Annotated in this window: 19 protein-coding genes; 8 read left to right on the forward strand and 11 right to left on the reverse strand. The window is 70.6% G+C overall.

All coding sequences use genetic code 11. From position 1 onward, the window contains the following. Positions 1-103: 103 nt before the first annotated feature. Positions 104-3,958, reverse strand: a complete 3,855-nt coding sequence (purL, locus tag RT323_RS01385; protein WP_313404371.1) for a phosphoribosylformylglycinamidine synthase — start codon at positions 3,956-3,958, stop codon at positions 104-106. A 98-nt stretch (positions 3,959-4,056) separates the two neighbouring features. On the opposite strand from purL, the gene RT323_RS01390 reads away from it, so the two are divergent. Both RT323_RS01390 and RT323_RS01395 read left to right on the forward strand, forming a co-directional pair. After that, the gene (locus RT323_RS01390) at positions 4,057-4,773 is read left to right on the forward strand and encodes an ABC transporter ATP-binding protein (RefSeq protein WP_313404373.1); all 717 of its coding nucleotides are present in this window, start codon (positions 4,057-4,059) and stop codon (positions 4,771-4,773) included. Further along, entirely contained in the window at positions 4,770-5,495 is a 726-nt protein-coding gene (locus tag RT323_RS01395) for an ABC transporter permease (RefSeq protein ID WP_313404375.1), read from the forward strand. The genes RT323_RS01390 and RT323_RS01395 overlap by 4 nt, the downstream gene beginning before the upstream one ends. 24 nt (positions 5,496-5,519) lie before the next feature. Here RT323_RS01395 and RT323_RS01400 read toward each other — a convergent pair whose 3' ends face one another. Further along, positions 5,520-6,143, reverse strand: a complete 624-nt coding sequence (locus RT323_RS01400; protein ID WP_313404376.1) for a hypothetical protein — start codon at positions 6,141-6,143, stop codon at positions 5,520-5,522. 186 nt (positions 6,144-6,329) lie between these two features. Here RT323_RS01400 and RT323_RS01405 point away from each other — a divergent pair, with 186 nt between their 5' ends. The 3 genes from RT323_RS01405 to RT323_RS01415 all read left to right on the forward strand — a co-directional run bounded on the left by RT323_RS01405 (position 6,330) and on the right by RT323_RS01415 (position 8,439). Next, positions 6,330-7,241 carry a DUF6801 domain-containing protein gene (locus tag RT323_RS01405; RefSeq protein WP_313404377.1) on the forward strand — a complete coding sequence of 304 codons (912 nt, stop codon included), beginning with the start codon at positions 6,330-6,332 and terminating at the stop codon, positions 7,239-7,241. A gap of 329 nt (positions 7,242-7,570) precedes the next feature. Continuing rightward, positions 7,571-8,026: a nucleotidyltransferase domain-containing protein gene (locus RT323_RS01410; RefSeq protein ID WP_313404378.1), complete on the forward strand. Its 456-nt coding sequence runs from the start codon at positions 7,571-7,573 to the stop codon at positions 8,024-8,026. Then, positions 8,023-8,439: a hypothetical protein gene (locus RT323_RS01415; protein ID WP_313404379.1), complete on the forward strand. Its 417-nt coding sequence runs from the start codon at positions 8,023-8,025 to the stop codon at positions 8,437-8,439. Before RT323_RS01410 ends, RT323_RS01415 begins: the two co-directional genes overlap by 4 nt. Before the next feature lie 32 nt (positions 8,440-8,471). Here the strand turns inward: RT323_RS01415 and RT323_RS01420 are convergent, their stop codons facing one another. The 3 genes from RT323_RS01420 to RT323_RS01430 are packed head-to-tail and all read right to left on the reverse strand — an operon-like array spanning position 8,472 to position 10,840. Next, positions 8,472-9,329 (reverse strand): DNA-formamidopyrimidine glycosylase family protein, encoded by an 858-nt coding sequence (locus tag RT323_RS01420; RefSeq protein ID WP_313404380.1) that lies wholly within the window; start codon positions 9,327-9,329, stop codon positions 8,472-8,474. A 9-nt stretch (positions 9,330-9,338) separates the two neighbouring features. Beyond that, positions 9,339-10,562: an Nramp family divalent metal transporter gene (locus RT323_RS01425; RefSeq protein WP_313404381.1), complete on the reverse strand. Its 1,224-nt coding sequence runs from the start codon at positions 10,560-10,562 to the stop codon at positions 9,339-9,341. After that, positions 10,559-10,840, reverse strand: a complete 282-nt coding sequence (locus RT323_RS01430) for a GNAT family N-acetyltransferase (RefSeq protein WP_313404382.1) — start codon at positions 10,838-10,840, stop codon at positions 10,559-10,561. Before RT323_RS01430 ends, RT323_RS01425 begins: the two co-directional genes overlap by 4 nt. Before the next feature lie 141 nt (positions 10,841-10,981). Between RT323_RS01430 and RT323_RS01435 the strand changes: the two genes are divergently transcribed. Next, entirely contained in the window at positions 10,982-12,292 is a 1,311-nt protein-coding gene (locus RT323_RS01435; RefSeq protein WP_313404383.1) for a DUF222 domain-containing protein, read from the forward strand. 72 nt (positions 12,293-12,364) lie between these two features. On the opposite strand, the gene RT323_RS01440 is transcribed toward RT323_RS01435, so the two are convergent. Beyond that, positions 12,365-13,927: a long-chain fatty acid--CoA ligase gene (locus tag RT323_RS01440; RefSeq protein WP_313404384.1), complete on the reverse strand. Its 1,563-nt coding sequence runs from the start codon at positions 13,925-13,927 to the stop codon at positions 12,365-12,367. Positions 13,928-14,019: 92 nt separating this feature from the next. After that, complete coding sequence (locus tag RT323_RS01445) at positions 14,020-14,880, reverse strand: phosphoribosylaminoimidazolesuccinocarboxamide synthase (protein ID WP_313404385.1); 861 nt, start codon at positions 14,878-14,880, stop codon at positions 14,020-14,022. An 83-nt stretch (positions 14,881-14,963) separates the two neighbouring features. Between RT323_RS01445 and RT323_RS01450 the strand changes: the two genes are divergently transcribed. Next, a complete protein-coding gene (locus RT323_RS01450) occupies positions 14,964-16,145 on the forward strand; it encodes an MFS transporter (RefSeq protein WP_313404386.1) in 1,182 nt (393 codons plus the stop codon). Between the two features lie 18 nt (positions 16,146-16,163). Further along, entirely contained in the window at positions 16,164-16,712 is a 549-nt protein-coding gene (locus RT323_RS01455; protein ID WP_313404387.1) for a maltokinase N-terminal cap-like domain-containing protein, read from the forward strand. 7 nt (positions 16,713-16,719) lie between these two features. Here the strand turns inward: RT323_RS01455 and purB are convergent, their stop codons facing one another. From purB to RT323_RS01475, 4 genes are all read right to left on the reverse strand, one after another. After that, entirely contained in the window at positions 16,720-18,141 is a 1,422-nt protein-coding gene (purB, locus tag RT323_RS01460; RefSeq protein ID WP_313404388.1) for an adenylosuccinate lyase, read from the reverse strand. 40 nt (positions 18,142-18,181) lie between these two features. After that, the gene (locus tag RT323_RS01465; RefSeq protein WP_313404389.1) at positions 18,182-19,177 is read right to left on the reverse strand and encodes an Lrp/AsnC family transcriptional regulator; all 996 of its coding nucleotides are present in this window, start codon (positions 19,175-19,177) and stop codon (positions 18,182-18,184) included. 101 nt (positions 19,178-19,278) lie between these two features. After that, positions 19,279-20,523 carry a phosphoribosylamine--glycine ligase gene (gene purD / locus RT323_RS01470; RefSeq protein ID WP_313404390.1) on the reverse strand — a complete coding sequence of 415 codons (1,245 nt, stop codon included), beginning with the start codon at positions 20,521-20,523 and terminating at the stop codon, positions 19,279-19,281. 90 nt (positions 20,524-20,613) lie between these two features. After that, on the reverse strand, positions 20,614-22,890 hold the full coding sequence (locus RT323_RS01475; protein WP_313404391.1) for an Ig-like domain-containing protein: 2,277 nt from the start codon (positions 22,888-22,890) through the stop codon (positions 20,614-20,616). Positions 22,891-22,951: the final 61 nt, after the last annotated feature.

A 22,951-nucleotide genomic window follows, 5' to 3' on the forward strand; every position in this document is an offset into this window, starting at 1 on the left:
CAAGGCCACATACCGAGAGTACGCGGACGAGGGGGGTCGAACCCAAGGTCAGCGCCGAAAATCCCCCATTGGGACTAGACGACACGGTCGGTTCCATTGGCCCTCAGTCCACCCAGGCGCGCGCATTGCGGAACAGTCGGGACCACGGGCTCTCGGCCGCCGGATCGCCGGCGTTCCACGACATCTGGATGTTGCGCTGGACGCGCTCGGGATGCGGCATCATCGCCGTGAAGCGCCCGTCAGGCGTCGTGACGGCGGTCAGTCCGTCGCCCGCGCCGTTCGGGTTCGCGGGGTAGGTGGTGGCCGCGTTGCCGTGGACGTCGACGAACCGCGCGACGCGGTGGACCGCGTCGGCGTCGCCACGGCCCGTGAAGTTCGGGAAGCCCTCGCCGTGTGCGACGGCGATCGGCACCTTCGACCCTGCCATGCCGGCGAACAGGACCGACGGCGAGTCGAGGATCTCGACGAGCGACAGCCGGGCCTCGTACTGCTCGGAGACGTTGCGGGTGAACCGCGGCCATGCCTCGGCGCCCGGGATGATCTCGGCGAGCGCGCCGAACATCTGGGCGCCGTTGCAGATGCCGAGTCCGAACGTGTCGGTCCGCTCGAAGAACGTCGTGAAGGCGTCGGTGAGTGCCGGGTTGAACAGGACCGAGCGGGCCCAGCCCTCCCCCGCGCCGAGCGTGTCGCCGTACGAGAACCCGCCGCAGGCGACCAGGCCGACGGCGTCGGCGAGGTCGAAGCGACCGCTCTGCAGGTCGGTCATGTGCACGTCGTACGCGTCGAAGCCGGCCCGGTCGAAGCCGAAGGCGGTCTCGACGTGGGAGTTGACGCCCTGCTCGCGCAGGATCGCCACCTTCGGGCGGGCCCGGCCGGTGAGGTACGGCGCCGCGACGTCGACCGTCGGGTCGAACGTGGTCTCGAGCGTCAGCAGCGGCTCGTCGGCGCCGATCGCCGCGTGCTCCTCGTCGGCGCACGCGGGGTTGTCCCGCAGGCGCGCGATGCGCCACGAGACCTCGTCCCACGCCTGCGCCAGGTCGTGCAGCGACTCGTCGATGCCCAGGCCCGGGACGCGGATGCGTCGCTGCTCGGTGGACGCGCCGACCCGGCTCGCCAGGTCAGCAAGGCCGTGCTCGGCGAGCAGCTCCAGCGCCTCGTCGACGCGATCGGCCGGCACCGCCAGGACGGCGCCGAGCTCCTCGGTGAACAGGGCGGCGAGGTCGTCGGTGTCCAGCTCCAGGCCGACCCCGCCGGCGAACGCCAGCTCGCAGGCGGCCGCCCACAGGCCGCCGTCCGAGCGATCGTGGTACGCCGCGAGCAGGCCCGCGTCGCGCAGCGCGTTGACGCCGTCGACGAGCGCCACCAGGCGCTGCGGGTCGTCGAGGTCGGGAACGGTGCCGCCGAACTCGTCGTTGACCTGCGCCAGCATCGATCCGCCCAGGCGGTTCGCACCGGCCCCCAGGTCGACCAGCAGCAGTGCCGCGCCGGCCGGCAGCTCGGGAGTCGCGGTGCCGCGCACGTCGGGCAGCGACGCGAACGCCGTGACGACGAGCGAGACGGGCGCGGTGACCTGCTTCTCGGCGCCGGACTCGTCGGTCCAGCGCGTGCGCATCGAGAGCGAGTCCTTGCCGACGGGGACCGAGATCCCCAGCGCGGGACACAGCTCCATCGCGACGGCGTGCACCGTGTCGTAGAGGGCCGCGTCCTCGCCGTCCTCACCGCACGCCGCCATCCAGTTGCACGAGAGCTTCACGCCCGGGAGGTCGATCGGGGCGGCCAGCAGGTTGGTGATCGCCTCGCCCACGGCCATCCGGCCGGACGCCGGGCCGTCGGTGGATGCGAGGGGCGTGCGCTCGCCACTGGCCATCGCCTGGCCCGAGAAGCCCACGTGGTCCGTGAGCGTGACGGCCACGTCGGCGACGGGGACCTGCCACGGGCCGACCATCTGGTCGCGGTGCGTCGTGCCGCCCACGGTGCGATCGGCGATCGTGACCAGGAACCGCTTCGACGCGACGGTGGGATGCCGCAGCACGGAGTACGCCGCGGAGCGGGCGTCGATGCCGGCCAGGTCCAGCTCGGGCGACGACCACTCGACCCGCGTGACGTCGCGGACCATCTTCGGCGGCTTGCCCAGCAGGACGTCCATCGGCATGTCGATGGGGAACTCCCCGCCCGGCTCCTCGGGCGCGAGGACCAGCTGACGGTCGTCACGGGCGACGCCCACGACCGCGAAGGGGCAACGCTCGCGCTCGCACAGGGCCTCGAACCTCTCGAGCGACTCCGGCGCGATGGCCAGGACGTAGCGCTCCTGGCTCTCGTTGCTCCAGATCTCCTTGGGCGCCAGGCCGGACTCCTCCAGCGGCACGGCAGAGATGTCGAAGCGGGCGCCCATGCCCGCGTCGTCGACCAGCTCGGGGAAGGCGTTGGACAGGCCGCCGGCGCCCACGTCGTGGATCGACAGGATCGGGTTGTCGTCGCCGAGCGACCAGCAGTGGTTGATGACCTCCTGCGCGCGCCGCTCGATCTCGGGATTGCCGCGCTGCACCGAGTCGAAGTCCAGCTCGGCCGCGTTGGCGCCCGCCGCCTTGGACGAGGCCGCGCTGCCGCCCATGCCGATGCGCATGCCGGGTCCGCCCAGCTGGATCAGCAGGCTGCCGTCGGGGAAGTGGATCTTCTCGGTCATCTCGGCGCTGATCGAGCCCAGGCCACCGGCGCTCATGATCGGCTTGTGATAGCCGCGGCGGACCCCGTCGACGGTCTGCTCGTAGACCCGGAAGAACCCGCCCAGGCCCGGACGGCCGAACTCGTTGTTGAAGGCCGCGGCGCCGATCGGGCCCTCGATCATGATGTCGAGCGGGCTGGCGATGTGCTCGGGCCGGCCGTACTGCTCGGACTCCCAGGGCTCATCGGTGTCCGGCAGGTGCAGGTTCGAGACCACGAAGCCCGTGAGACCCGCCTTCGGGGCGGAGCCGCGGCCCGTGGCGCCCTCGTCGCGGATCTCGCCGCCGGCACCCGTCGCGGCGCCCGGGAAGGGCGAGATGGCCGTCGGGTGGTTGTGGGTCTCGACCTTCATCAGGACGTGCACGTCGCCCTCGCGGGCGCGGTACGGGGTCGGGCCGTCGGCGCCCTCGGGCAGCCAGCGGGTGGCCGGGCCGCCGCGCATGATCGAGGCGTTGTCCTTGTAGGCCACGATCGTGCCCTCGCCGGCGACGGCCTCGGTGTGCCGGATCATGGCGAAGAGCGAGCGCTCCTGCGGCTCACCGTCGACCACGAAGTCGGCGTTGAAGATCTTGTGGCGGCAGTGCTCGGAGTTGGCCTGCGCGAACATCATCAGCTCGACGTCGCTGGGGTTGCGGCCCAGGTCGGTGAACGCGTCGACGAGGTAGTCGATCTCGTCGTCGGACAGCGCCAGCCCGAAGTCGGCATCGGCGCGCACGATCGCGTCGCGGCCCTCACCGAGCACGTCGACACGCTCCATCGGCTCGGCCTCGCGCTCGGCGAACAGCCCGGCGGTGGCCTCGCGGCTGGGCAGCGCGGTCTCGGTCATGCGGTCGTGAAGTACGTCGGCGCACGTCGCGAGCTGGTCCTCGGTCAGCGCCGTGCCGACCAGCGTGAACTCGGTGACGCGCTCCACCCGGCGGACGTCGAGCCCGCAGTTGTGGACGATGTCGGTGGCCTTGCTGGACCACGGCGAGATCGTGCCGAGTCGCGGCGCGACGACGACCAGCGTGCCCTCGGGCGTGGGCTCGGCCGGGTCGCCGTAGTCGAGGATCTGCGCGACCGTCTCGGCGGTGGCCGCGTCGAGCGGCCGCTCGCTCGCGATCCAGTGGACGTACCGAGCGCTGACGCCGGTCAGTCCCGGGACGACCGCCTGCAGGCGAGCGAGGAGGGCACGGGCGCGGAAGGCGGAGAGCGCGTTGCCGCCCTCGACCACGGTGAGTTCGACATCGCACGACACGCGGCCAGCCTAGTCGGCCGTCGACCCGGGCTCCCGGGCCGTCTCGGCCTTCCGCGGCAGGGTGGCGCCCCGGCCGAGGTCGGTGCGACAGTCGGCACATGGCAACCGCCGCCGTGGAGGTCCGTGCGCTCGTGGTCGAGCGTGGCGGACGGGCTGTCCTCGACGGCCTCGACCTGACGATCCCCCGGGGCCGGGTCACCGGCCTGCTGGGTCCGAGCGGGTGCGGGAAGTCCACGCTGATCCGCTCGCTCGCGGGCGTCCAGGTCGTGCAGGCAGGCGCCGTCAGCGTCCTGGGCGAGCCGGCCGGATCGGTCGCCAACCGTCGTCGCGTCGGGTACGTGACCCAGGCCAACTCGATGTACGCCGACCTCACCGTCGCGCAGAACATCGCCTACTTCGCCGCGATCCACGGGACGCCGTCCGAGCGGATCGCCGAGGTGCTGGAGTCGGTCGACCTGACCGTGCAACGCGGGCAGCTGGTGCGGGACCTGTCGGGAGGACAGCGTGCCCGCGTCTCCCTCGCGGCCGCCCTGCTGACCGCACCGGACCTCTACCTCCTGGACGAGCCGACCGTCGGCCTCGACCCGGTGCTGCGGCGTGACCTGTGGCGACTGTTCGCGCAGCTCGCCGGGGGCGGGGCCACCCTGCTCGTCTCGAGCCACGTCATGGACGAGGCCGACCGGTGCGACGAGGTCCTGCTGATGCGGGAGGGGCGGCTCATCGCCCAGGACACGCCCGCGGCGCTGCGCTCGGCCACGGGAACCGGCGACATCGAGTCGGCGTTCCTCGCCCTGGCCGGGGAGGACCTCCCGTGACCGGCACCCTGGCGACCGCGCGGCGGGTGCTCGCCCAGCTCGGGCACGACCCGCGCAGCGTCGTGATGCTGCTCCTGCTGCCCTCTCTGCTGCTGTTGTTGTTCCGGTACGTGTTCGACCGTCAGCCGCAGGTGTTCGAGCGCATCGGGCCGCAGATGCTGGCGCTCTTCCCGTTCATCCTGATGTTCCTGATCACGAGCGTCACGATGGTGCGGGAGCGGATCTCGGGAACTCTCGAGCGACTCCTGACCACTCCCCTGCGTCGTGGCGAGCTGATCGGCGGCTACGCCGTGGCGCTCAGCCTGGTCGCGTTGGTGCAGTCGGCGATCAACCTCGCCGTGGGCCAGTGGGCGCTCGACCTGGGCCTGGACCGGCCGTGGGAGGGGCTGCTGTTCGCGATCCTCAGCTCGGTCGTCGGCACGGCCCTGGGCCTGCTGGCGTCGGCGTTCGCGCGGACCGAGTTCCAGGCGGTCCAGTTCATGCCGCTCGTGATCATCCCGCAGCTGCTCGTCTGTGGGCTGCTCGTGCCCGTCGACCAGATGCCGGACGTCCTGCGCTGGCTCTCGGTCGTGATGCCGCTGACCTACTCGACCGAGGCGTTCTCGTCCCTGGCGGCCGGAGGTGACCCGGCCGAGCGGGCGGTCGACCTCGTCGTGCTGGTCGGCTTCGCTGCCGGGTCGATCGCGCTGGCCTCACTCACCCTGCGTCGCCGGACCCCCTGACCCACCGCGGTCCTCACAGCCGCGTCAGCGAGCAGCGGCCGCGATCACGAGCAGCAGGCAGGCCAGGAACGACACCGGCACGAGCAGCAGTGCGGCGAGGGACAGCGTCACGGACGTGCCGATCCTCGGCGGGAAGAACCAGCGCGCGCGGGGCAGGTCGTCGATGCTCTCGAGGACGCCCGGGGCCACGCCGAAGCCGCGCCAAAGGCCCTTGAGCCGCGAGAACACGCGAACGCCGCCCGTGGTCCCCGCCAGCTGTCCGAGGGCCTGGCGCGCCTCCCCGACGTCGTCACTGAGGGAGACGGCGATGCCCAGCTCGGTCGCGAACTGCGGCTCGTCGCGCACGGCGTCCAGCACGCGGTGCCGGCGCAGCGCGAACGCCGCGGACACGACGGCACCGAGACCCGCGAGCCCGCCCGCCAGCACCTTCAGCCACGTGTCGTCGGCGACCAGCGCCACGACCGCGAGGCCGGCCAGGAACGGCCAGGCCGCGACCAGCACGAGCAACGAGGGCCAGCGCAGCAGCCGCACCGCCAGCGTGATGACCGGAGCGGCCCTGCGGGCCACGTCGGCGGTCTGCCCGTCGACCTTCGAGGCCAGTCCGTCGACGGCCGCGTTGACACGACGGCCACTGTTCCTGATGCCCATGTCACCAGCCTAGGAGGCGGGTCGATGGCCCGACTGCCCTCGAGTCGCGCCGCCGGTAACGCACGTTTACGATGTGACTCGATCCTGTGTGGTAACTCACAGTTCATCGTGTTAGGTTTCCTCGGCAGTCAGTTCGCGCCCGCCCGGTCCCACCCATGCGGGCACCCGTCCAGAAAGGTGTCCACCGTGACCCGTTCTTCCCTCGTGGCGCGCCGTGTGGCGCTCCCCGTCACCGCCGCGCTCGTCGGCGGTACCCTCGCCGCCATCGGCGTCGCCTCCCCGGCCCACGCCGGCGGCAGCCAGGCAGTCAACAAGTCCTTCGACTACGAGTGCAACGTGGTGGCCGGCGGCCTCCCGCTCGGTGAGCACATCATCGGCGTCACGGCGGTCGCCAAGGTTCCGGCGACGGCATTCCGCGGGGAGCGCATCGCTCCCACTCCCGTGGCGCTCACGCTGAAGATGCCCGAGCTGCTGCGCGAGAGCACGGTCACCCTGCTCGGCGGCACCGCCGCTTCGGGCCAGTCGAACGACGCGTCGATCGTCCTCGCCTCGGGCGGTCGCTCCACGACCATCAAGATCCCGTCGCTCTCCGCCGCGAAGACTGCGATCCCGCAGGTGGCGAACCAGCCGTGGCTCATCCCCGCCAAGGGCACGGTGCCGGCGTTCGTCGTCCCCAACACCATGACGCGCACGGGGAGCCTCTCACTTCCGAAGGCGTTCACCATCACGGCCACCGTCGACGTTCGCAACAACCAGACGGTGCCCGCCAACCTCACGTGCGCGAGCGCGGGGGCCTTGGACCTCGCTACGGTCCGCCAGGTCAACGCCGCGCCGAAGGCGCCGCGTGCGGTCAAGGTCGTCACCAAGAAGAACAAGGCGAAGAAGTTCGTCATCCGCGCGAAGGACGCCGACGGCAACCGCCTCGTCTTCAAGGCCGGCAAGGTCAAGAAGAAGGCCGGCAAGGTCATCGTTCGGGGCAAGCGCCTGACGTTCAAGCCGCGCAAGGGCTTCAAGGGCAAGACGTCCGTGATCGTCTCGATCCGCGACGGCAAGGGCGGCACCGCGCGCACGAAGGTGAACATCACCGTCCGCAAGTGACACCTGCACGACCCTGACGTAGGGGCGAGGGCTTCGGCCCTCGCCCCTACGCACGTCCCCAGCCGCAACCAGCGCCGGCGCATCCTGGCGCTCGCCTGCATTCCCGAGCGCCCGCGTTCTCCGAGCTGGACACTGCCGCTACTCAAATAGACACGCGTCCATAATTGTAGGCACGTGTCTGATAAAGTAGCCGCGTGGACATGTCTGTGCCGTTCTCCTGCGTGGTTCCCTCTCTCGATGGTCCGGTGCTCGAAGTGCTTGCCGGGTCCGAGAAGCCGATGACCGGGCGGCAGGTCCACCGGGTCGCACGTCGCGGTAGCGCCGCAGGCGTGGCCAAAGTACTGGAACGTCTCGTCTCGACTGGTCTCGTCCACAAGCAGGAGGTCGGCACCTCAGCGCTGTACAGAGCAAACCGTCACCACATTGCTTGGCCCGCCGTCGCTACGTTGATGGCGCTACGTGCCACGCTCATCGAAAGGCTGACCGAAGCCATCGGTCGTCTCGATCCCGCTCCCGTGAAGGCCGTCCTCTTCGGGTCGGCAGCGCGGGGCGACGGCAACGAGAGCAGCGACGTCGACATTCTGCTCGTCAGCCCTGGGTCCGACCACTCATGGAGCGCCACCATGAGCGACATCGCGGCCGACGTTCACCTGTGGACGGGCAACCACGTCCAGTGGGTGGCCGTGGACGATGCCCGATGGGACCAGATGGTCGGCGACCAGGACCCGCTCATCGAGTCCGTCAACCGCGACGGCATCTCACTGCTGAGCGACCACCTCGCATGAGCAGGGCGGGCAAGAGTGGCCTCCAGCCGTTCACGCGCACGCAGGCTCGCCAGCGCCTTGACTACGGACAGAAGTGCTTCGAGGTCGCCGACGTCATCAGCGGCGAGCCGGCCGACGACTGGACACCCAAGGTCGCCGTATCCCTTCACGTCCTCGCGGGCATCGCGGCGGCAGACGCCATCACAGGCGCTCGCCAAGGTGAACGCTGGCGAGGCTCCGACCATCGAGGAGCCATCGCACTCCTTGACGCCGTCACCGGCGCGAAAGAAGCAGGCAGGGCGCTCAGCGACCTGCTCGACCTCAAGGACAAGGCGCAATACTCACCCCACCTCGTCAGCGCCTCCGAAGAGAAACAAGCCACCCGGCGAGCCCAGCAACTCCTCGACAAGGCCGCCGAAGCGCTACGGCGCTGAGCTGGTCACTCGGCCCGGGAGCTCACACTCGGCTACTTCAGGAACTTCGAGGTGCTGCGGTCCTTGAGCAGCGCCCCGCCGGTCTGGCACGTGGGGCAGTACTGCAGCGACGAGTCCGCGAAGACGACCTCGGCGATCGTGTCGCCGCAGACGTCGCAGGTCTGGCCGGCGCGGCCGTGGACTCGCATCCGTTCGCGCTTGGCGTCCTTCAGGTCGGCCGCGGGCTTGCCGTCCGCGGCGGCGATCGCCTCGGTCAGCACCGACCCCACGGCAACCTCGAGCCGCTCGATCTCGGCGTCATCGAGCTTCTCGGCGATGGCGAACGGCGACAACCGCGCCTCGTGCAGGATCTCGTCGCTGTAGGCGTTGCCGATCCCCGCGATGATCGTCTGGTCGCGCAGGAGGCGCTTGACCTGCATCCGGCGGGCCAGCAGCGGCCGGAGCTCGAACCCGGGAGCGAGCGGGTCGGGACCGAGTCGCTCGATTCCGGAGACCTCGAGGGGGTCGCGCACGGCGTACACCGCCAGCCCCTTGCGCGTGCCGGCTTCGGTGAGGTCGAAGCCCTCGTGCGGGCCGTCCCCACGATCGACCCGGAACCGCAGCGCCACCGGTCCGCCCATCTTGACGCGGTTCTCGCCGAAGCGGTCGGACCACCGTAGCCATCCCGCCTTCGCGAGGTGGATCACCAGGTGCAGTCCGTCGACGTCGATGTCGATGAACTTGCCGTGGCGGTGGACGCCGGAGACGGTCAACCCGGCGAACGCGGAGACGGCCGGGTCGTAGGTCTTGAGGACCGCGAACGAGGCTGGCTCGATCTCGGCCACCACGGCCCCGTCCAGCTTCTCTGCCAGCCAGCGGACCAGCGCCTCGACCTCGGGCATCTCGGGCATGGCGTCAGCCTACGAGCCGGAGGGCGCGAACGTCAGCCACAGCAGCACCGCATTGAGCAGGACGATGGCGCCGGCCGCCGCGACGGCGGCTGCGGTGGTCGCCCGCCGGTTGACGTGCTCGCCCATCACCGCCCGCGAGGACGTGAGCCACACGAGGGGGACGACGGCGAACGGGATGCCCATCGAGAGCACGACCTGCGACACCACCAGCGCGCGCGTCGGGTCGATGCCCGCGAGCAGGATCGCGAGCGCCGGGACGAGCGTGACGAGGCGGCGCACGACGGGCGCGAGGTTCCACGGCGTGAGGCTGCGCATGACCTCGGCGCCGGCCGCGCTGCCGACGGACGTGGACGAGATGCCCGAGCCCAGCAGGGCCACGGCGAACAGCAGGGCCACCCCCGTGCCGATCTCGCTGCTGATGAGGGCGTGCGCGCCCTCGATCGTGTCGGTGCCCTCGAATCCGTATAGGTTGGCGGCCGCCATGAGCAGCAGGGCCAGGTTCATCAACCCGGCCAACAGGAGGGCGAGCACCACATCGGTGCGCGTGGCGGCCAGCAGCTCGGTGAGGGTCGATCGGTCACCGCGACGGCCGAGCCGACCGGACGTGAGGCTCGAGTGCAGGTAGACCGCGTGCGGCATGACGGTGGCTCCCACGATCCCGGAGGCGAGCAGCACGCTCTCGGTCCCGGAGAACGACGGCACGAGTCCGCCGGCGACGTCGGAGGCGACGGGCGGACCCACCACCAGGCCGGCGAGGAACCCCACCGCGATGAGCAGGAGGAAGCCGATGATCACACGCTCGAGGACTCCCTGACCGAGCCGATCGCCGATCGTCAGCACCCCCATCGCGACGAGTGCCGTCAGCACGGCCCCCACCGGCATCGGGACCCCGAACAGCAGGTGGAAGGCGATCGCCCCGCCGATCACCTCGGCCAGGTCCGTCGCGATCGCGATGCCCTCGGCCTGCAGCCAGTACGCGAAGCGGACCCGCGGCCGGACGCGGTCACCGACCTGGGCCGCCAGGGAGCGTTGGGTGACCAGGCCGAGCTTCGCCGAGAGGTACTGGACGAGCACGGCCATCAGGTTGGCCAGCACGATCACCCAGACCAGGGTGTAACCGAACTGGGCGCCGGCCGTGATGTTCGTGGCGACGTTGCCGGGGTCGACGTAGGCGACCGCCGCGATGAAGGCCGGCCCCAACAGCGCGAACCGGCGGCGCAACGCCGTCGTCACCCGGCCAGGAGGTCGTGCAGCTCGGGACGCTCGTCGATGTAGCGGCGCACGTACACGCACGCCGGTCGCACCTTCTTGCCCTGCGAGCGGACGTCGTCCAGGGCGTATGCGACGAGCTGGCCGGCGAGGCCACGGCCCTCGAAGCGCTCGTCGATCTCGGTGTGCGGGAAGACCACGACGTCACCCTCGACCCGCGCCTCGGCCACCCCCACGCGCTCGCCGTCGACGGCGATCTCGTACCGCTGGTCCTCGGCGTTGTGAGTGATCTCGATGCTCATGCAGTGACCTTCCCACATGGCGCAGCCACTCGCTCACGCTGTACTGGGGCGATCGTCCCGTTCAGGATGTGGACTTCTTATTGTGCTTCGCAGTCTCACCCAATACGATGGGAACATCAGTTCGAGTGAATCGGGGGATTCGTGGACGTCATCGGTGGGCTCAGGTCGGGGCAGCGGTTCCTGGCGTCTGCGCGTGCCCGTGACCTCGATCAACTCTCGGCCGAGGAACTCGCGAGTGAGGCGACGGCGATCCAGTCGTTGGAGCGTGACGCCGCAGCACTGAGGATGGCGGTGCTGTCCGCGGCCGCCCGCAAGAACGCTCACCAGACCACTGGCGATGCGGACATGACCGCGCTGGTCGCGAACGGCTCAGGGATCACCCGTCGTGAGGCGACCAAGCAGATCAAGCTGGCCACCCGGATCGAGACGGCGCCGCAGGTGAAGAAGGCGCTCGCGAAGCCGGGGATGTCGACTGCGAAAGCCGCGATCGTCACCGGCGCACTGGACGAGCTACCGGCGGACCTGACCAAGGCTCAGCGTGACCAGGTCGAGACCGAACTGGTCGAAGCAGCACAAGCAATGACGGCCGACCAGCTGACGCGCAAGGCCAAGCGCGCGATCGAGACCCTCGACGTGAAGCGTGCGGATGACATCGAGAACAAGCGCCTGCAGCGTGAGGAGCACGCCCAGCGTCAGTTGAGTGAGTTCTGGATCGGTCGTCCCGACGAGCAGACCGGACTGGTCAAGTTCGGCGGCAGGACCGACGCCCTGACTGCCGACATGCTGCGCACGGTGATCGAGTCCAAGACCAGTCCCCGCAAGCGGGCACTGGCCGAGGCCGAGAAGACCGGTGTCGAGACGTCTCCGGTCGAGGATCGCCGCGACATGACGCCGCCTGAGAAGGCGGGCGAAGCGTTCGCCGAGATCATCCGCCATCTACCCAGTGACTCGTTCGGCAACCACGGCGGCGTCAACGCCGCGCTCGTTGTCACGATCGACGAGAAGGCCCTGCGGGGCGAGACCGACCGGGCCGGTGTCACCGAGTTCGGCACCAGCATCAGCGCCGGCGAACTCCGCATGATCGCCTGCGGCGCCGGCATCCTGCCCGCTGTCCTCGACGGAAGCTCAGTCCCGTTGGACGTCGGACGGACCAAGCGGTTCCACACCCAGAAGCAACGCATCGCGCTCGGCCAACGAGACCAGGGCTGTGCCTACCCCGGTTGCGATCGACCACCAGGCTGGTGCGAATCACACCACGCCACCCGATGGTCCGACGGCGGACACACCACCGTCGACGACGGCGTCCTGCTCTGCGGATTCCACCACCGTCACGTCCACCAGACCGACATCCCGATCCGCTTCGTCGACCGCCATCCCGAGTTCCAGATCCGCGGCACCTGGCAACAGAACAAGCGCTACCGACCCCTGCAGCGAGAACTCATCCCCGCGTGACCCCGGCACACGTCGCCGGACGCACGACGGCCGGCCCCCGAAGGGACCGGCCGCCGTGGTCGTGCGTCAGGGTCAGTCGATCTCGCGCTTGAGGATCTTGCCCGTCGCGGTCATCGGCAGCTCGTCACGGAACTCGACGACGCGCGGGTACTTGTACTGCGCGAACTGGCCCTTGGCCCATTCACGCAGCTCGGCCTCGGTCGTCTCGTCGCCGGGGGTCCGGACGACGACGGCCTTGATCTCCTCGCCGTGCGACTCGTGCGGGACGCCGATCACGGCGACGAGCGAGACCGCGGGGTGCGTCATCAGCACCTCCTCGAGCTCGCGCGGGTACACGTTGTAGCCGCCGCGGATGATCATGTCCTTGCTGCGGTCGACGATGTAGAAGTAGCCGTCGTCGTCCTTGCGCGCCAGGTCGCCGGTGCGGAACCAGTCGCCCTGGATCGCCTCGGCGGTGGCCGCCGGACGGTTGTAGTAACCCTTCATGATGCCGTGGCCCTTGATCGCGATCTCGCCGATCGCCTCGGGATCGTGCGGCAGGTCGCTCCAGTCGTCGTTGATGAGCTTCATCTCGACGCCCTCGACCGGCTTGCCGATCGAACCGACGCGGACCGCCTCGCCGCGCACGCCGAACGAGGCGACGGGGGACGTCTCGGAGAGGCCGTAGCCCTCCTGGATGACGATGCCGAACTGCTCCTCGAACTGGCGGTGGATGTCGGCCGGCAGCGCGGCGCCACCGGCCGCGGCGGTGCGCATGTTCTTGGCGATCGTCGCGACGTCGACACTGCCCTCGGCCTGCGCGAGGGCCTGCAGCAGACCCCAGTACATCGTCGGGACGCCGGCGAAGAACGTGATCTTCTCCTTGACCAGCAGGTCGAGAGCGGCCTTCGGCTCGAAGCGCGGCAGGTAGACGATCGTGCCGCCGTAGAGGATCGCGCCGTTCTGGATCACGGTCTGGCCGAAGATGTGGAACAGCGGCAGGACCGCCAGGTAGGTGTCGGGGTCGTTCTCGTCGGCGCCGAACAGCGAGGTGCCCAGCCCGGCGTTGGCTCGCAGGTTGCGGTGCATGAGCTCGGCGCCCTTGGGCTGTCCGGTCGTGCCGGACGTGTAGAGGATGACGGCGGTGTCGTCGTCGTCGCGCTCGACCGTCTCGAAGACGGGCGACTGCTCGGCGACCAGCGGGCCGTAGTACTCGGGAGCCTCGAGCGGCGCCGGGGCGGCCGAGTCGAGCTTGATCAGGAAGAAGTCCTTGCAGCCCTCGACCTGGTTGAATCCCGCCCAGGCCCGGTCACCGATCGGCAGGTCCGGCGTGCCCTCGAAGGCGATGAAGGCGACGGCGTCCGAGTCGTCCAAGTGGTACGCCACCTCTCGCTCGCTCAGCAGGACGTTGAGCGGCACGACCGTGGCGCCGGCCTTGAGGATGCCGAAGTAGACGACCGTGAAGTAGGGGACGTTCGGGATCGACATCGCGACCTTGTCACCGGGCTTGATGCCACGCGACACCAGCAGGTTGGCGACCTGGTTGGCCGCGCCGTTGAGCTGTGCGTAGTTCAGGCGCGTGTCGCCGAAGACGATGGCGGTGCGCTCGGGGTACTTCGCGGTGGTGTCGTCGAGGATGGCGGCGAGGTTGGTCACGGTGCCTTCTTTCGGGGGGTGTGGCCTCATTTACATCGTCACTGTAATCGAGGTCACGGCGGTTCCGAACACCTGTCCGGTCGCTCGCAGCGCTACCAGGTCAGGCCCGTGAGCCGCTCGTACGCCTCGATGTAGCGGTCCCGCGTTCGCTCGACGATCTCGTCAGGAAGGCGGGGCGGCGGGGTGTCGGACGCCCGGTCCCAGCCGGACTCCGCCGACGTCAGCCAGTCGCGCACGAACTGCTTGTCGTAGCTGGGCTGGGAGCGGCCGGGCTCGTAGCGGTCGGCCGGCCAGAATCGCGAGGAGTCGGGAGTCAGCACCTCGTCGGCCAGGATGATCGAGCCGTCGGGTCGCGCACCGAACTCGAGCTTCGTGTCGGCCAGGACGATGCCCCGCTCGCGGGCGATGGACTCGGCGCGGCCGTAGACCGCCAGGGTGAGGTCGCGGAGCCGCTCGGCCATCTCGGCGCCGACCGTCTCGACGACGGCTTCGAAGGACACGTTCTCGTCGTGCTCGCCCAGCTCGGCCTTCGTCGCCGGGGTGAAGATCGGCTCGTCCAGGCGCGATCCGTCGACGAGCCCGTCGGGCAGCGGGATCCCGCACACGGCACCGGTCTCGCGGTAGTCGATCAGGCCCGAGCCGGTGAGGTAACCACGCGCGACGCACTCGACCGGGAACATGTCGAGCCGCTCGACGATCAGCGCACGCCCCGCGACCACCGCGGGGACGTCGGTGCTGACGACGTGGTTGGGCACCATGTCGCTCAGCTGGTCGAACCACCACAGGCTCATCCGGGTGAGGATCTCGCCCTTGTCGGGGATGCCCGGCTCGAGGATGAAGTCGTACGCGCTGACGCGGTCGGACGCCACCATCAGCAGGTGGTCGCCATACGTGTACAGGTCGCGGACCTTGCCCGAGTGCAGGTGGGTGGCTCCGGGAATCTCCAGCGGCATGGCATCAGGCTAGTGGTGGATCCGCGCACGCTCCTTCCGGATCCCGCGTAAATACGAGTTACAGATATGGCAGGCTGTGCCGGGTGTCCTCCACCCGGGCCCTGACGGCCACGCTGCTCGTCGCCGCCCTCGTGGTCTACAGCGCCCAGGGGATGCTCGTGCCGGTGCTGGCGCCGGTCACCCGCCTGGTCGGCCTGGGCGAGGTCGACCTGGGCGCCGTGATGACGCTCTCGGCAGCGATGCTCGTGCTCAGCGGGCCGTGGTGGGGCCGCGAGGTCGACCGGATCGGCGTGCACGCGGTCCTCGTGCGCGGACTCGTCCTGGCCACCATCGGCTCGGCCGGCTTCGCCGTGATGGTCGAGATCGCCGCGCGCGAGGACCTGCCCCGGTGGCTCGTGCTGGGGGCGTTCGCGCTGACGCGCGGCGTGCTCTACGGACTGGGCTTCGCCGCCGTCCCCGTGGCGGGACTGACCTACCTGGCGTCGACCAGCCAGGGAGCCGTCGCCCGCACGAAGGCGATGGGCGCCTTCGGTGCCGCGCAGGGCCTCTCCCTCGTCATCGGCCCGGCGCTGGGAGGTCTCGCCGCGATCGGCGGCCTGCTGCTGCCGGTGCACCTCGCCCCCGTGCTGGTCCTGGGCACGCTCGTCGCCGTCTGGCTGCTGCCCGCGCCGGAGCGGCAGGAGCGGCCCGAGCGCGAGCGGCTCGGCTTCCGCGACCCCCGGGGCCTGCCCTACCTCGTCGCCGGCGGCGCCCTGTTCCTGGGTCTCGCGCTCGTCGAGATCATCCTCGGCTTCCTCGTCCAGGACCGGCTCGGGCTGTCCGACACCGAGACGGCCCAGGTCGTCGCGGTGGCCGGCGTCCTGATCGGCGTGGGCTTCGCCGCCACCCAGGCGCTCGTGGCCCCGCGCGTCCCCGGCGGGCCCCGCGGCCTGCTGATGGCCGGCAGCCTGATCGCCGCCCTGGGATACCTCGGCGCCACGTTCGCGACGTCGACCGCGACGCTCCTGCCGGTGATGATGGTGATCGCGGCGGGCCTCGGTCTCGCACTGCCCGGCTACAACGCCGGTGCCACCTTGGCCGTCGAGCCGGCCGAGCACGCCGCCGTCGCCGGCCAGCTGTCCGCGACCGTCGGACTGACATACGTGGCCGGACCGGTCCTGGGGGCGGCGATGTACTCCGCGTACGACCTGGCCCCGATCATCGGGGCGGCACTGCTGTCGCTCCTCGCGGCCGGTCTCGCGTCACGGCTGACCCGCACCGCGTGAGCGTGCCACGATGACGTCATGGGCATCGTTCACCCCGGTTCCGAGCTGACCCCGACCAAGGCCGAGCTGTTGGCCGCCTGGCTGCCGCAGCAGTCGTGGTGGCCGCGGGATGCCGCGGTCCCCGACTTCCAGGCGAACTTCCGCTTCGACGACCCGGCCGGCGAGGTCGGCATCGAGACGTTCCTGCTCCCTGTCGGCAACGGCATCGTGCAAGTGCCGCTCACCTACCGTTCCGAGCCGATCGAGGACGCGGTGCTGGTCGGCGAGCTCGAGCACTCGGCCCTGGGCCATCGCTGGGTGTACGACGGGCCCAGCGACCCGGTCTACGTCGCCGAGGCGACCCGCGTGATCCGCGAGGCCGGCGCCGAGGTCACGATGCTGCGACCCGACGGCACGCCCATCCCCCGCCGGCCCGTCACCGCCGCGGTGCGCGGCAGCGGGACGGGCGGCGGGAACCTGCAGGTCGCCCGCGTCCTGCCGGCCGAGGCCCCCGACGACGCCACCGGAGTCCTGCACGCCACGTGGGCCGAGCAGCCCGAGCCGCGCGTCCTCGCCTGGCTCACCTGAGCGCGCGTCAGAGAATGTCGCCGGGGCTGTAGGCGGCCGCCTGCGGGTGGCGCGCCATGACCTGCTCGGCCTGGGCGACGACGGCGCCGACCTGGGACACTGCGGCGCCGGTGAACGACAACGGCTCGGCCACGAGGCGCGACAGGTCGTCGGCCGTCAGGCCGAGCCGCTCGTCGGTCGCCAGGCGGTCGAAGAGGTCGTTCTGCGCCGTGCCCTTCTCGCGCATCTCGAGCGCGACCGCGACGGCGTGCTCCTTGATCGCCTCGTGCGCCGTCTCGCGGCCGACACCGTGACGCACCGCGGCCATCAGCACCTTGGTCGTCGCGAGGAACGGCAGGTACCGGTCCAGTTCGCGCTGGATCACGGCCGGGAAGACACCGAATTCGTCCAACACGGTCAGGAAGGTCTCGAACAGCCCGTCGGCGGCGTAGAAGGCGTCCGGCAGCGCGACGCGGCGCACCACGGAGCACGACACGTCGCCCTCGTTCCACTGGTCGCCCGACAGCTCGCCGACCATGGAGGCGTAGCCGCGCAACACGACGGCCAGCCCGTTGACGCGCTCACAGGAGCGGGTGTTCATCTTGTGCGGCATCGCCGACGAGCCCACCTGGCCCGGCTTGAAGCCCTCGGTGACGAGCTCGTTGCCCGCCATCAGGCGAACGGTCAGGGCCAGGCTGGACGGCGCGGCCACCAGCTGCACCAGCGAGCTGATGGCATCGAAGTCGAGGGACCGCGGATAGACCTGGCCCACGCTCGTGAAGGTGCGCTCGAATCCCAAATGGGCCGCGACGCGCTGCTCCAGGTCGGCCAGCTTCGCCTCGTCCCCGCCGAGCAGGTCCAGCATGTCCTGACCCGTGCCGACAGGGCCCTTGATGCCACGCAGGGGGTAGCGCTCGATCAGCTGCTCGACGCGCTCGATGCCCACGAGGAGCTCGTCGGCGGTCGTGGCGAAGCGCTTGCCCAGCGTGGTGGCCTGCGCGGCGACGTTGTGACTGCGACCCGCCATGACCAGCTCGGCGTGCTCGGCCGCGAGGCGGGTGAGCCGCGCGAGGGCGGCGACGGCCCGGTCGCGCAGGAGAGCCAGCGACGCGCGCACCTGCAGTTGCTCGACGTTCTCGGTGAGGTCGCGCGAGGTCATGCCCTTGTGGATGTGCTCGGTGCCCGCGAGCGCGGCGAACTCCTCGATGCGCGCCTTGACGTCGTGCCGCGTGACCCGCTCGCGGGCGGCGATCGACTCGAGGTCGACCTGGTCCACGACAGCCTCGTACGCCTCGATGACGCCGTCCGGCGTGTCGATGCCGAGGTCGCGCTGGGCGCGCAGCACCGCGATCCACAGCTGGCGCTCGAGGACGATCTTGTGCTCGGGGGACCAGATGCGGGCCAGCTCGGCCGAGGCGTAACGGGAGGCGAGGACGTTCGGAGTGGTCACCCGCCCATTGTCGCAGGGGCCCGAGGCGGACCCGCGACCGTCATGCCGGGTGGACCAGCCGGCCCTCGTCGTCGAGCACGTGACCCTGACGCTTGACGCTGCGCGCGACCGTCGACCGGTTGGTCACGGTCCAGCCCGGAGCCATCGCGGCCGCCGCGGCCTCGAACGACGCCAGCTCGTCGAGCGCCACGAACCGGGCCATGACCGCGAGGTTCGCCGGACCGACCACGGCGGCGCAGCGAAGCACGGCCGGCAGTTCGGAGATGGCACGTCCGGCGGCATGCGGGTCGTCGACCGAGACCTCGAGGAGCACGCCGCGCGCCGCGCCACCCGCCGAGGCGACGACATCGCACCCGAGCCGGATGGCCCGCGACCGCAGCACCCGATCGAGCAGGCGGCGCGCCGTCGGCTCGGACAGGTTCATGCGGCGGCCGAGGTCGGCCAGGCTCATCCTCGGGTCCTCGAGCAGGACCTCGGCGATCTCGTCGACGACCTCGGGGGCCGGTGCCGTGGCCCGACCCGCCTTGGAGGGCAGGAGCTCTTGGCGCTGCTCCGGGGACAGCATCCCGAGCCGCCACTGCGCGTCCTCACGATGGACCTCGGACACGAAGAACACGCAGAAGCCGGTGATGTCCTCGTCGCGGCCGACCAGGGAGTCGACGAGCGCGCGCATGCCGCCCAGCCCTCGGCCGATCAGGATGACGCAGATGTCGTCGACGCCGGCCAGCAGGTCGACCGCGTAGGCCTCGCGGACGGCGGCGAACCGTTCCGCCACCCGGACCTGCGTGCCGGGACGGCAGTTCAGCTTGAGCAGGACGGCGTCGCGATCGGGTGCCAGCTGCTCGGCGCTGGGACGGACGACGAACCAGGCCAGCCGCTCCTCCTGCAGGCGCGTCCACCGGCGCGCCGCCGTCACCGGATCGACGCCGACGGCGCGGCCGATCGCGCTCCACGGGGCGCGCGGCGCCACCTGCAGGGCGCTCACGAGCGCGAGGTCGGTCTCGGACAACACGGGAAGCGGGCGCGACTCGTCCATTCCCGCACGTTAGCGGAATCGGTCGGCCAGCCGCACGGGGCCGACGGTTCTCGGACAGATCCCCCAGTTCCGTGACGGATCACGGCACTGGGCCGTGAGTGTCAGCCCGGCTGGCGTGCCGCGATGTCCGTGCGGTGATGGCCACCGCGGATGCGGATCAGGTCGACCGCGGCGTAGGCACGCTCACGCGCCTGGTCGAGGGACTCGCCGACCGCCGTCACCGACAGCACGCGCCCCCCGGCCGTGACCAGGTTCCCGTCCTCGTCGATTCGGGTGCCCGCGTGGATCACGTCCACGCCCTCGAGCGCGTTCGCCTCGTCGACCCCCTCGATGCGATCGCCCTGGACCGGGGCCTGGGGATAGCCCTCGGCCGCGACGACGATCGTGACGGCGGCGCCGTCATGCCACTGCGGCAGCCCGACCTCGCCGAGCGTGCCGGTGGCCGCGCCGTGCAGCAGCGCCGACAGCGGCGTCTTGAGCAGCGCCAACAGCGCCTGGGTCTCGGGGTCACCGAAGCGGGCGTTGAACTCGATGACGCGCAGCCCGCGGCTGGTCAGCGCGAGCCCGGCGTACAGCAGGCCCTGGAACGGCGTGCCGCGCGAGGCCATCTGCTCGACGGTGGGCACGAGCACGCGCCGGCAGACATCGGCCACCAGGTCGTCGGGCGCCCAGGCGAGCGGCGTGTAGGCGCCCATCCCTCCGGTGTTCGGTCCCTCGTCGCCGTCGTACGCGCGCTTGAAGTCCTGGGCCGGCTGCAGTGGCAGCACGGTCGAGCCGTCGGTGATCGCGAACAGCGAGACCTCGGGTCCGTCGAGGAACTCCTCGATCACGACGCGATCGCACGAGGTGCCGTGCGCCAAGGCGGCGTCCCGGTCGTCGGTGACCACGACGCCCTTGCCCGCCGCCAACGCGTCGTCCTTGACGACGTACGGGGCGCCGAATGCGTCGAGGGCGTCGGCGACCTGCTCATCCGTCTCGCACACGCGCGCCAGTGCGGTGGGCACGTCGGCCGCGGCCATGACCTGCTTCGCGAACGCCTTCGAGCCCTCGATTTGGGCCGCCTCGGCACTGGGCCCGAAGCAGGCCACACCCGCCTCGCGGACGGCATCGGCCACCCCGGCGACCAGCGGCGCCTCGGGTCCGACGACGACCAGGTCCGCTCCGGTGCGGGTGGCGAGGTCCGCCACCGCGACACCGTCGAGCGGGTCGACCGGGTGCAGGGTCGCGATCACGGCCATGCCGGGGTTGCCCGGGGCCGCGTGGACCTCGGTGACCTGCGGGTCGCGGGACAGGGCCAGGGCCAGGGCGTGCTCGCGGCCGCCGGTGCCGATGACGAGAACCTTCACGCGCCGAGCCTAGCGAGGCCTGTCGTCGCGGTTCCGGCACGGCACCGGGGGTCCGGCCGTCGGCCGAACCCCCGGAGCCACCCCACGAACTCAGCGCACCCGGATCTTCCGGACATTGCTGGTCTTCGCCGCGGCGAAGGACGTGGCTCGCAGGCGCGCCACGACCTTCTGGTTGCCCTTCGCGAGCTTGCTCGTGCGGATGGTCGCACGGCCGGCAGCGTTGACGCGAGCCGTGCCGACCTTCTTGCCGCCGATGAACAGGTCGACGCGCGAGTTCTTCACTCGCGCCGTCGACGAGACGACGACCTTGACGTTGATCCGCTTGCCGGCCTTGGCCCGGCGAGGCGAGGCGAGACGGATTCCGCTGAAGGCCTTGTTGACCTTCACCGAGATCCTCGCGGTGCTGGTGGCACCGCGATCGTCGGTGGCCGTGACGGTCACGTTGCGGGTCGCCCGCGAGTTGTTCGGAACCGTGACACTCAGGACCTGGCCCGAGATCGAGGCACCGGCCGTGGTCGTCGCGAGCGTCACGGCGTTCCCGTCGCGGTCACTCGCACCGAGGTCGACCGACACCGGCACGCCGACGCGGGTCACCAGGTTGCGGTCCGGCAGGGTCGGCGCGTGGTTGACGAACGAGTACGTCGTGCCGTCCCACGTGATGTCCGAGACCTTCGCCGACCCACCCTTGTCGCTGAGGACACCGAACGCGAGGACCTTGTAGGCCGTCATCTGGCCGAGAAGCTCGCGCAGCGGAGCCGCCGTGTTCGCCGGGACGGTGCCGACGGCCTTGGTCGCGATCCACCTGTCGTCCAGGTCGATCACATTGGTACCGGGCTTGGCGGGATCGTACGGACGCAGCGTCGCGAAGCTCGTCCCGGCAGACGCCTCGCTCGAGAAGAACACGGGCACCTGGAGCCACGCGTCGCCCTCCGTGACGGTGTAGGAGGCGGAACCCAGTGCCCTCCGCAGGTCCACGTTCTTGGTGGCCACGTCGTTCGCGTTGTTCTCGTAGCCCTTGATGACCTGCGACGGGCCGGTCAGCTCGAGACCCCCGGCGGTCGTGACCCGGTGGTTCCCGGCCGCGTTCGGGTACCCCTGGTGCCACCCGGCGTACGCCGAGTCGTCCGGACGGATGTCACCCTCGGTCACGGTGACCGCCTCGGTCTGGCCCGCAGCCCGGGTGAAGACGTGCTTCGTGCCCTCCCACGTGATGTCCGAGACGGTCGCCGAGCCGGGCGACGCCTGGTGCACGCCGAACGCGAGCACCTTGTAGGACCCCAGCCCCGCGATCAGGTCGGAGAGCGGACGGCGCGCGTTGGCGGGAATCGAACCCAGCGCGCGGCTGGAGATCCACTCGTCGTCCAGCGCGATCGTGTGCGTGCCCGGGCCCTGCTGGGTCGCCTGACGCAAGGTGGCGAACTGGACGCCGGAGCCGTTGTCGAAGTACACCGGCAGCTGGAAGTTCACGGCACCCTCGACGACCGTGTACGAGGCGTTGCGCACCGCGAACGGCAGCACCGCGTTCTTGACGTCGACGTCCTGCGCGTTGTTCGCATAGCCGTGGATGACCTGAGAGTTCCCCGCGAGCTCGAGGCCCGCGGCGGTGACCTGGTGTCGGAGGGCTGCGTTGTCATAGCCCTGGTGCCAGCCGGCGTACGTGGTCGCGTCGGGCGCGACGTCGCTGTCGGTGACGGTCGCCGACGTCGGCGCGCTGGGGACGAAGTCGTACTTCGTGCCGTCCCACGTGAGGTCCTTGACGGAGCCGGTCATGTTCGTGTCCGTGAAGACGCCGAAGGCCAGGGTCTTGTAGTCGTCGCCCAGCGCGTCCAGGATCTGCCCCAGCGGGTAGGGGCGGTTCTTGACGATCGTGTCGCCGATGGCGCCGGTGGACAGCCACTCATCGGTCAGCTCGACATCGTTGGCGCCCTGGTCGGCACGCGTGGCCGGACGCAGGGTGGTGAAGCCGATCCCGTCCGCGGCGGAAGCACTCGGGTAGAAGACCGGGACCTGCAGCCAGAGCGTGCCGGCGCTGACCGTGTACTCGACCTCGGGCAACACGTCATCGAGGTCGGCGTTCTTGACGGCGACATCCTTGCTGTTGTTCTCGTAACCCTTGATGACCTGGGACTTGCCGATGAGGGACAGGCCGTCGGCGGTGACGGCGTGCCGGTCGACGGCACCAGCCTGACCCTGGTGCCAGCCGGCGTAGGGCTCGGCGTCAGCGGCGATGTCACCAGCCGTGACCTGGACTACCGTCGTTTCGGCGGCAAGCGCCTGCGGCGCCAGCGCGAGCGCGGAAGCGGACAAGGCCGCTACCGATGCTCCGGCGATGAGTCGGCGTGGGCCGATCTTGGACGAGACGCGCATGGAGACGATCCCTTCGGGGACACGCCTGGGGAACAGGCGGTCCGGAGACTCCGGACCTCGA

Origin of the sequence: Aeromicrobium sp., from assembly GCF_032084975.1 — a bacterium.
Lineage (GTDB): Bacteria > Actinomycetota > Actinomycetes > Propionibacteriales > Nocardioidaceae > Aeromicrobium.

Excerpts from the sequence above, each read along its gene's own strand:
- RT323_RS01415 (WP_313404379.1), top strand. The coding sequence starts at position 8,023 with ATGAGCAGGGCGGGCAAGAGTGGCCTCCAGCCGTTCACGCGCACGCAG.
- RT323_RS01390 (WP_313404373.1), top strand. The coding sequence starts at position 4,057 with ATGGCAACCGCCGCCGTGGAGGTCCGTGCGCTCGTGGTCGAGCGTGGC.
- RT323_RS01400 (WP_313404376.1), bottom strand. The coding sequence starts at position 6,143 with ATGGGCATCAGGAACAGTGGCCGTCGTGTCAACGCGGCCGTCGACGGA.
- RT323_RS01465 (WP_313404389.1), bottom strand. The coding sequence starts at position 19,177 with ATGGACGAGTCGCGCCCGCTTCCCGTGTTGTCCGAGACCGACCTCGCG.
- RT323_RS01445 (WP_313404385.1), bottom strand. The coding sequence starts at position 14,880 with ATGCCGCTGGAGATTCCCGGAGCCACCCACCTGCACTCGGGCAAGGTC.
- RT323_RS01420 (WP_313404380.1), bottom strand. The coding sequence starts at position 9,329 with ATGCCCGAGATGCCCGAGGTCGAGGCGCTGGTCCGCTGGCTGGCAGAG.
- RT323_RS01455 (WP_313404387.1), top strand. The coding sequence starts at position 16,164 with ATGGGCATCGTTCACCCCGGTTCCGAGCTGACCCCGACCAAGGCCGAG.
- RT323_RS01475 (WP_313404391.1), bottom strand. The coding sequence starts at position 22,890 with ATGCGCGTCTCGTCCAAGATCGGCCCACGCCGACTCATCGCCGGAGCA.
- RT323_RS01430 (WP_313404382.1), bottom strand. The coding sequence starts at position 10,840 with ATGAGCATCGAGATCACTCACAACGCCGAGGACCAGCGGTACGAGATC.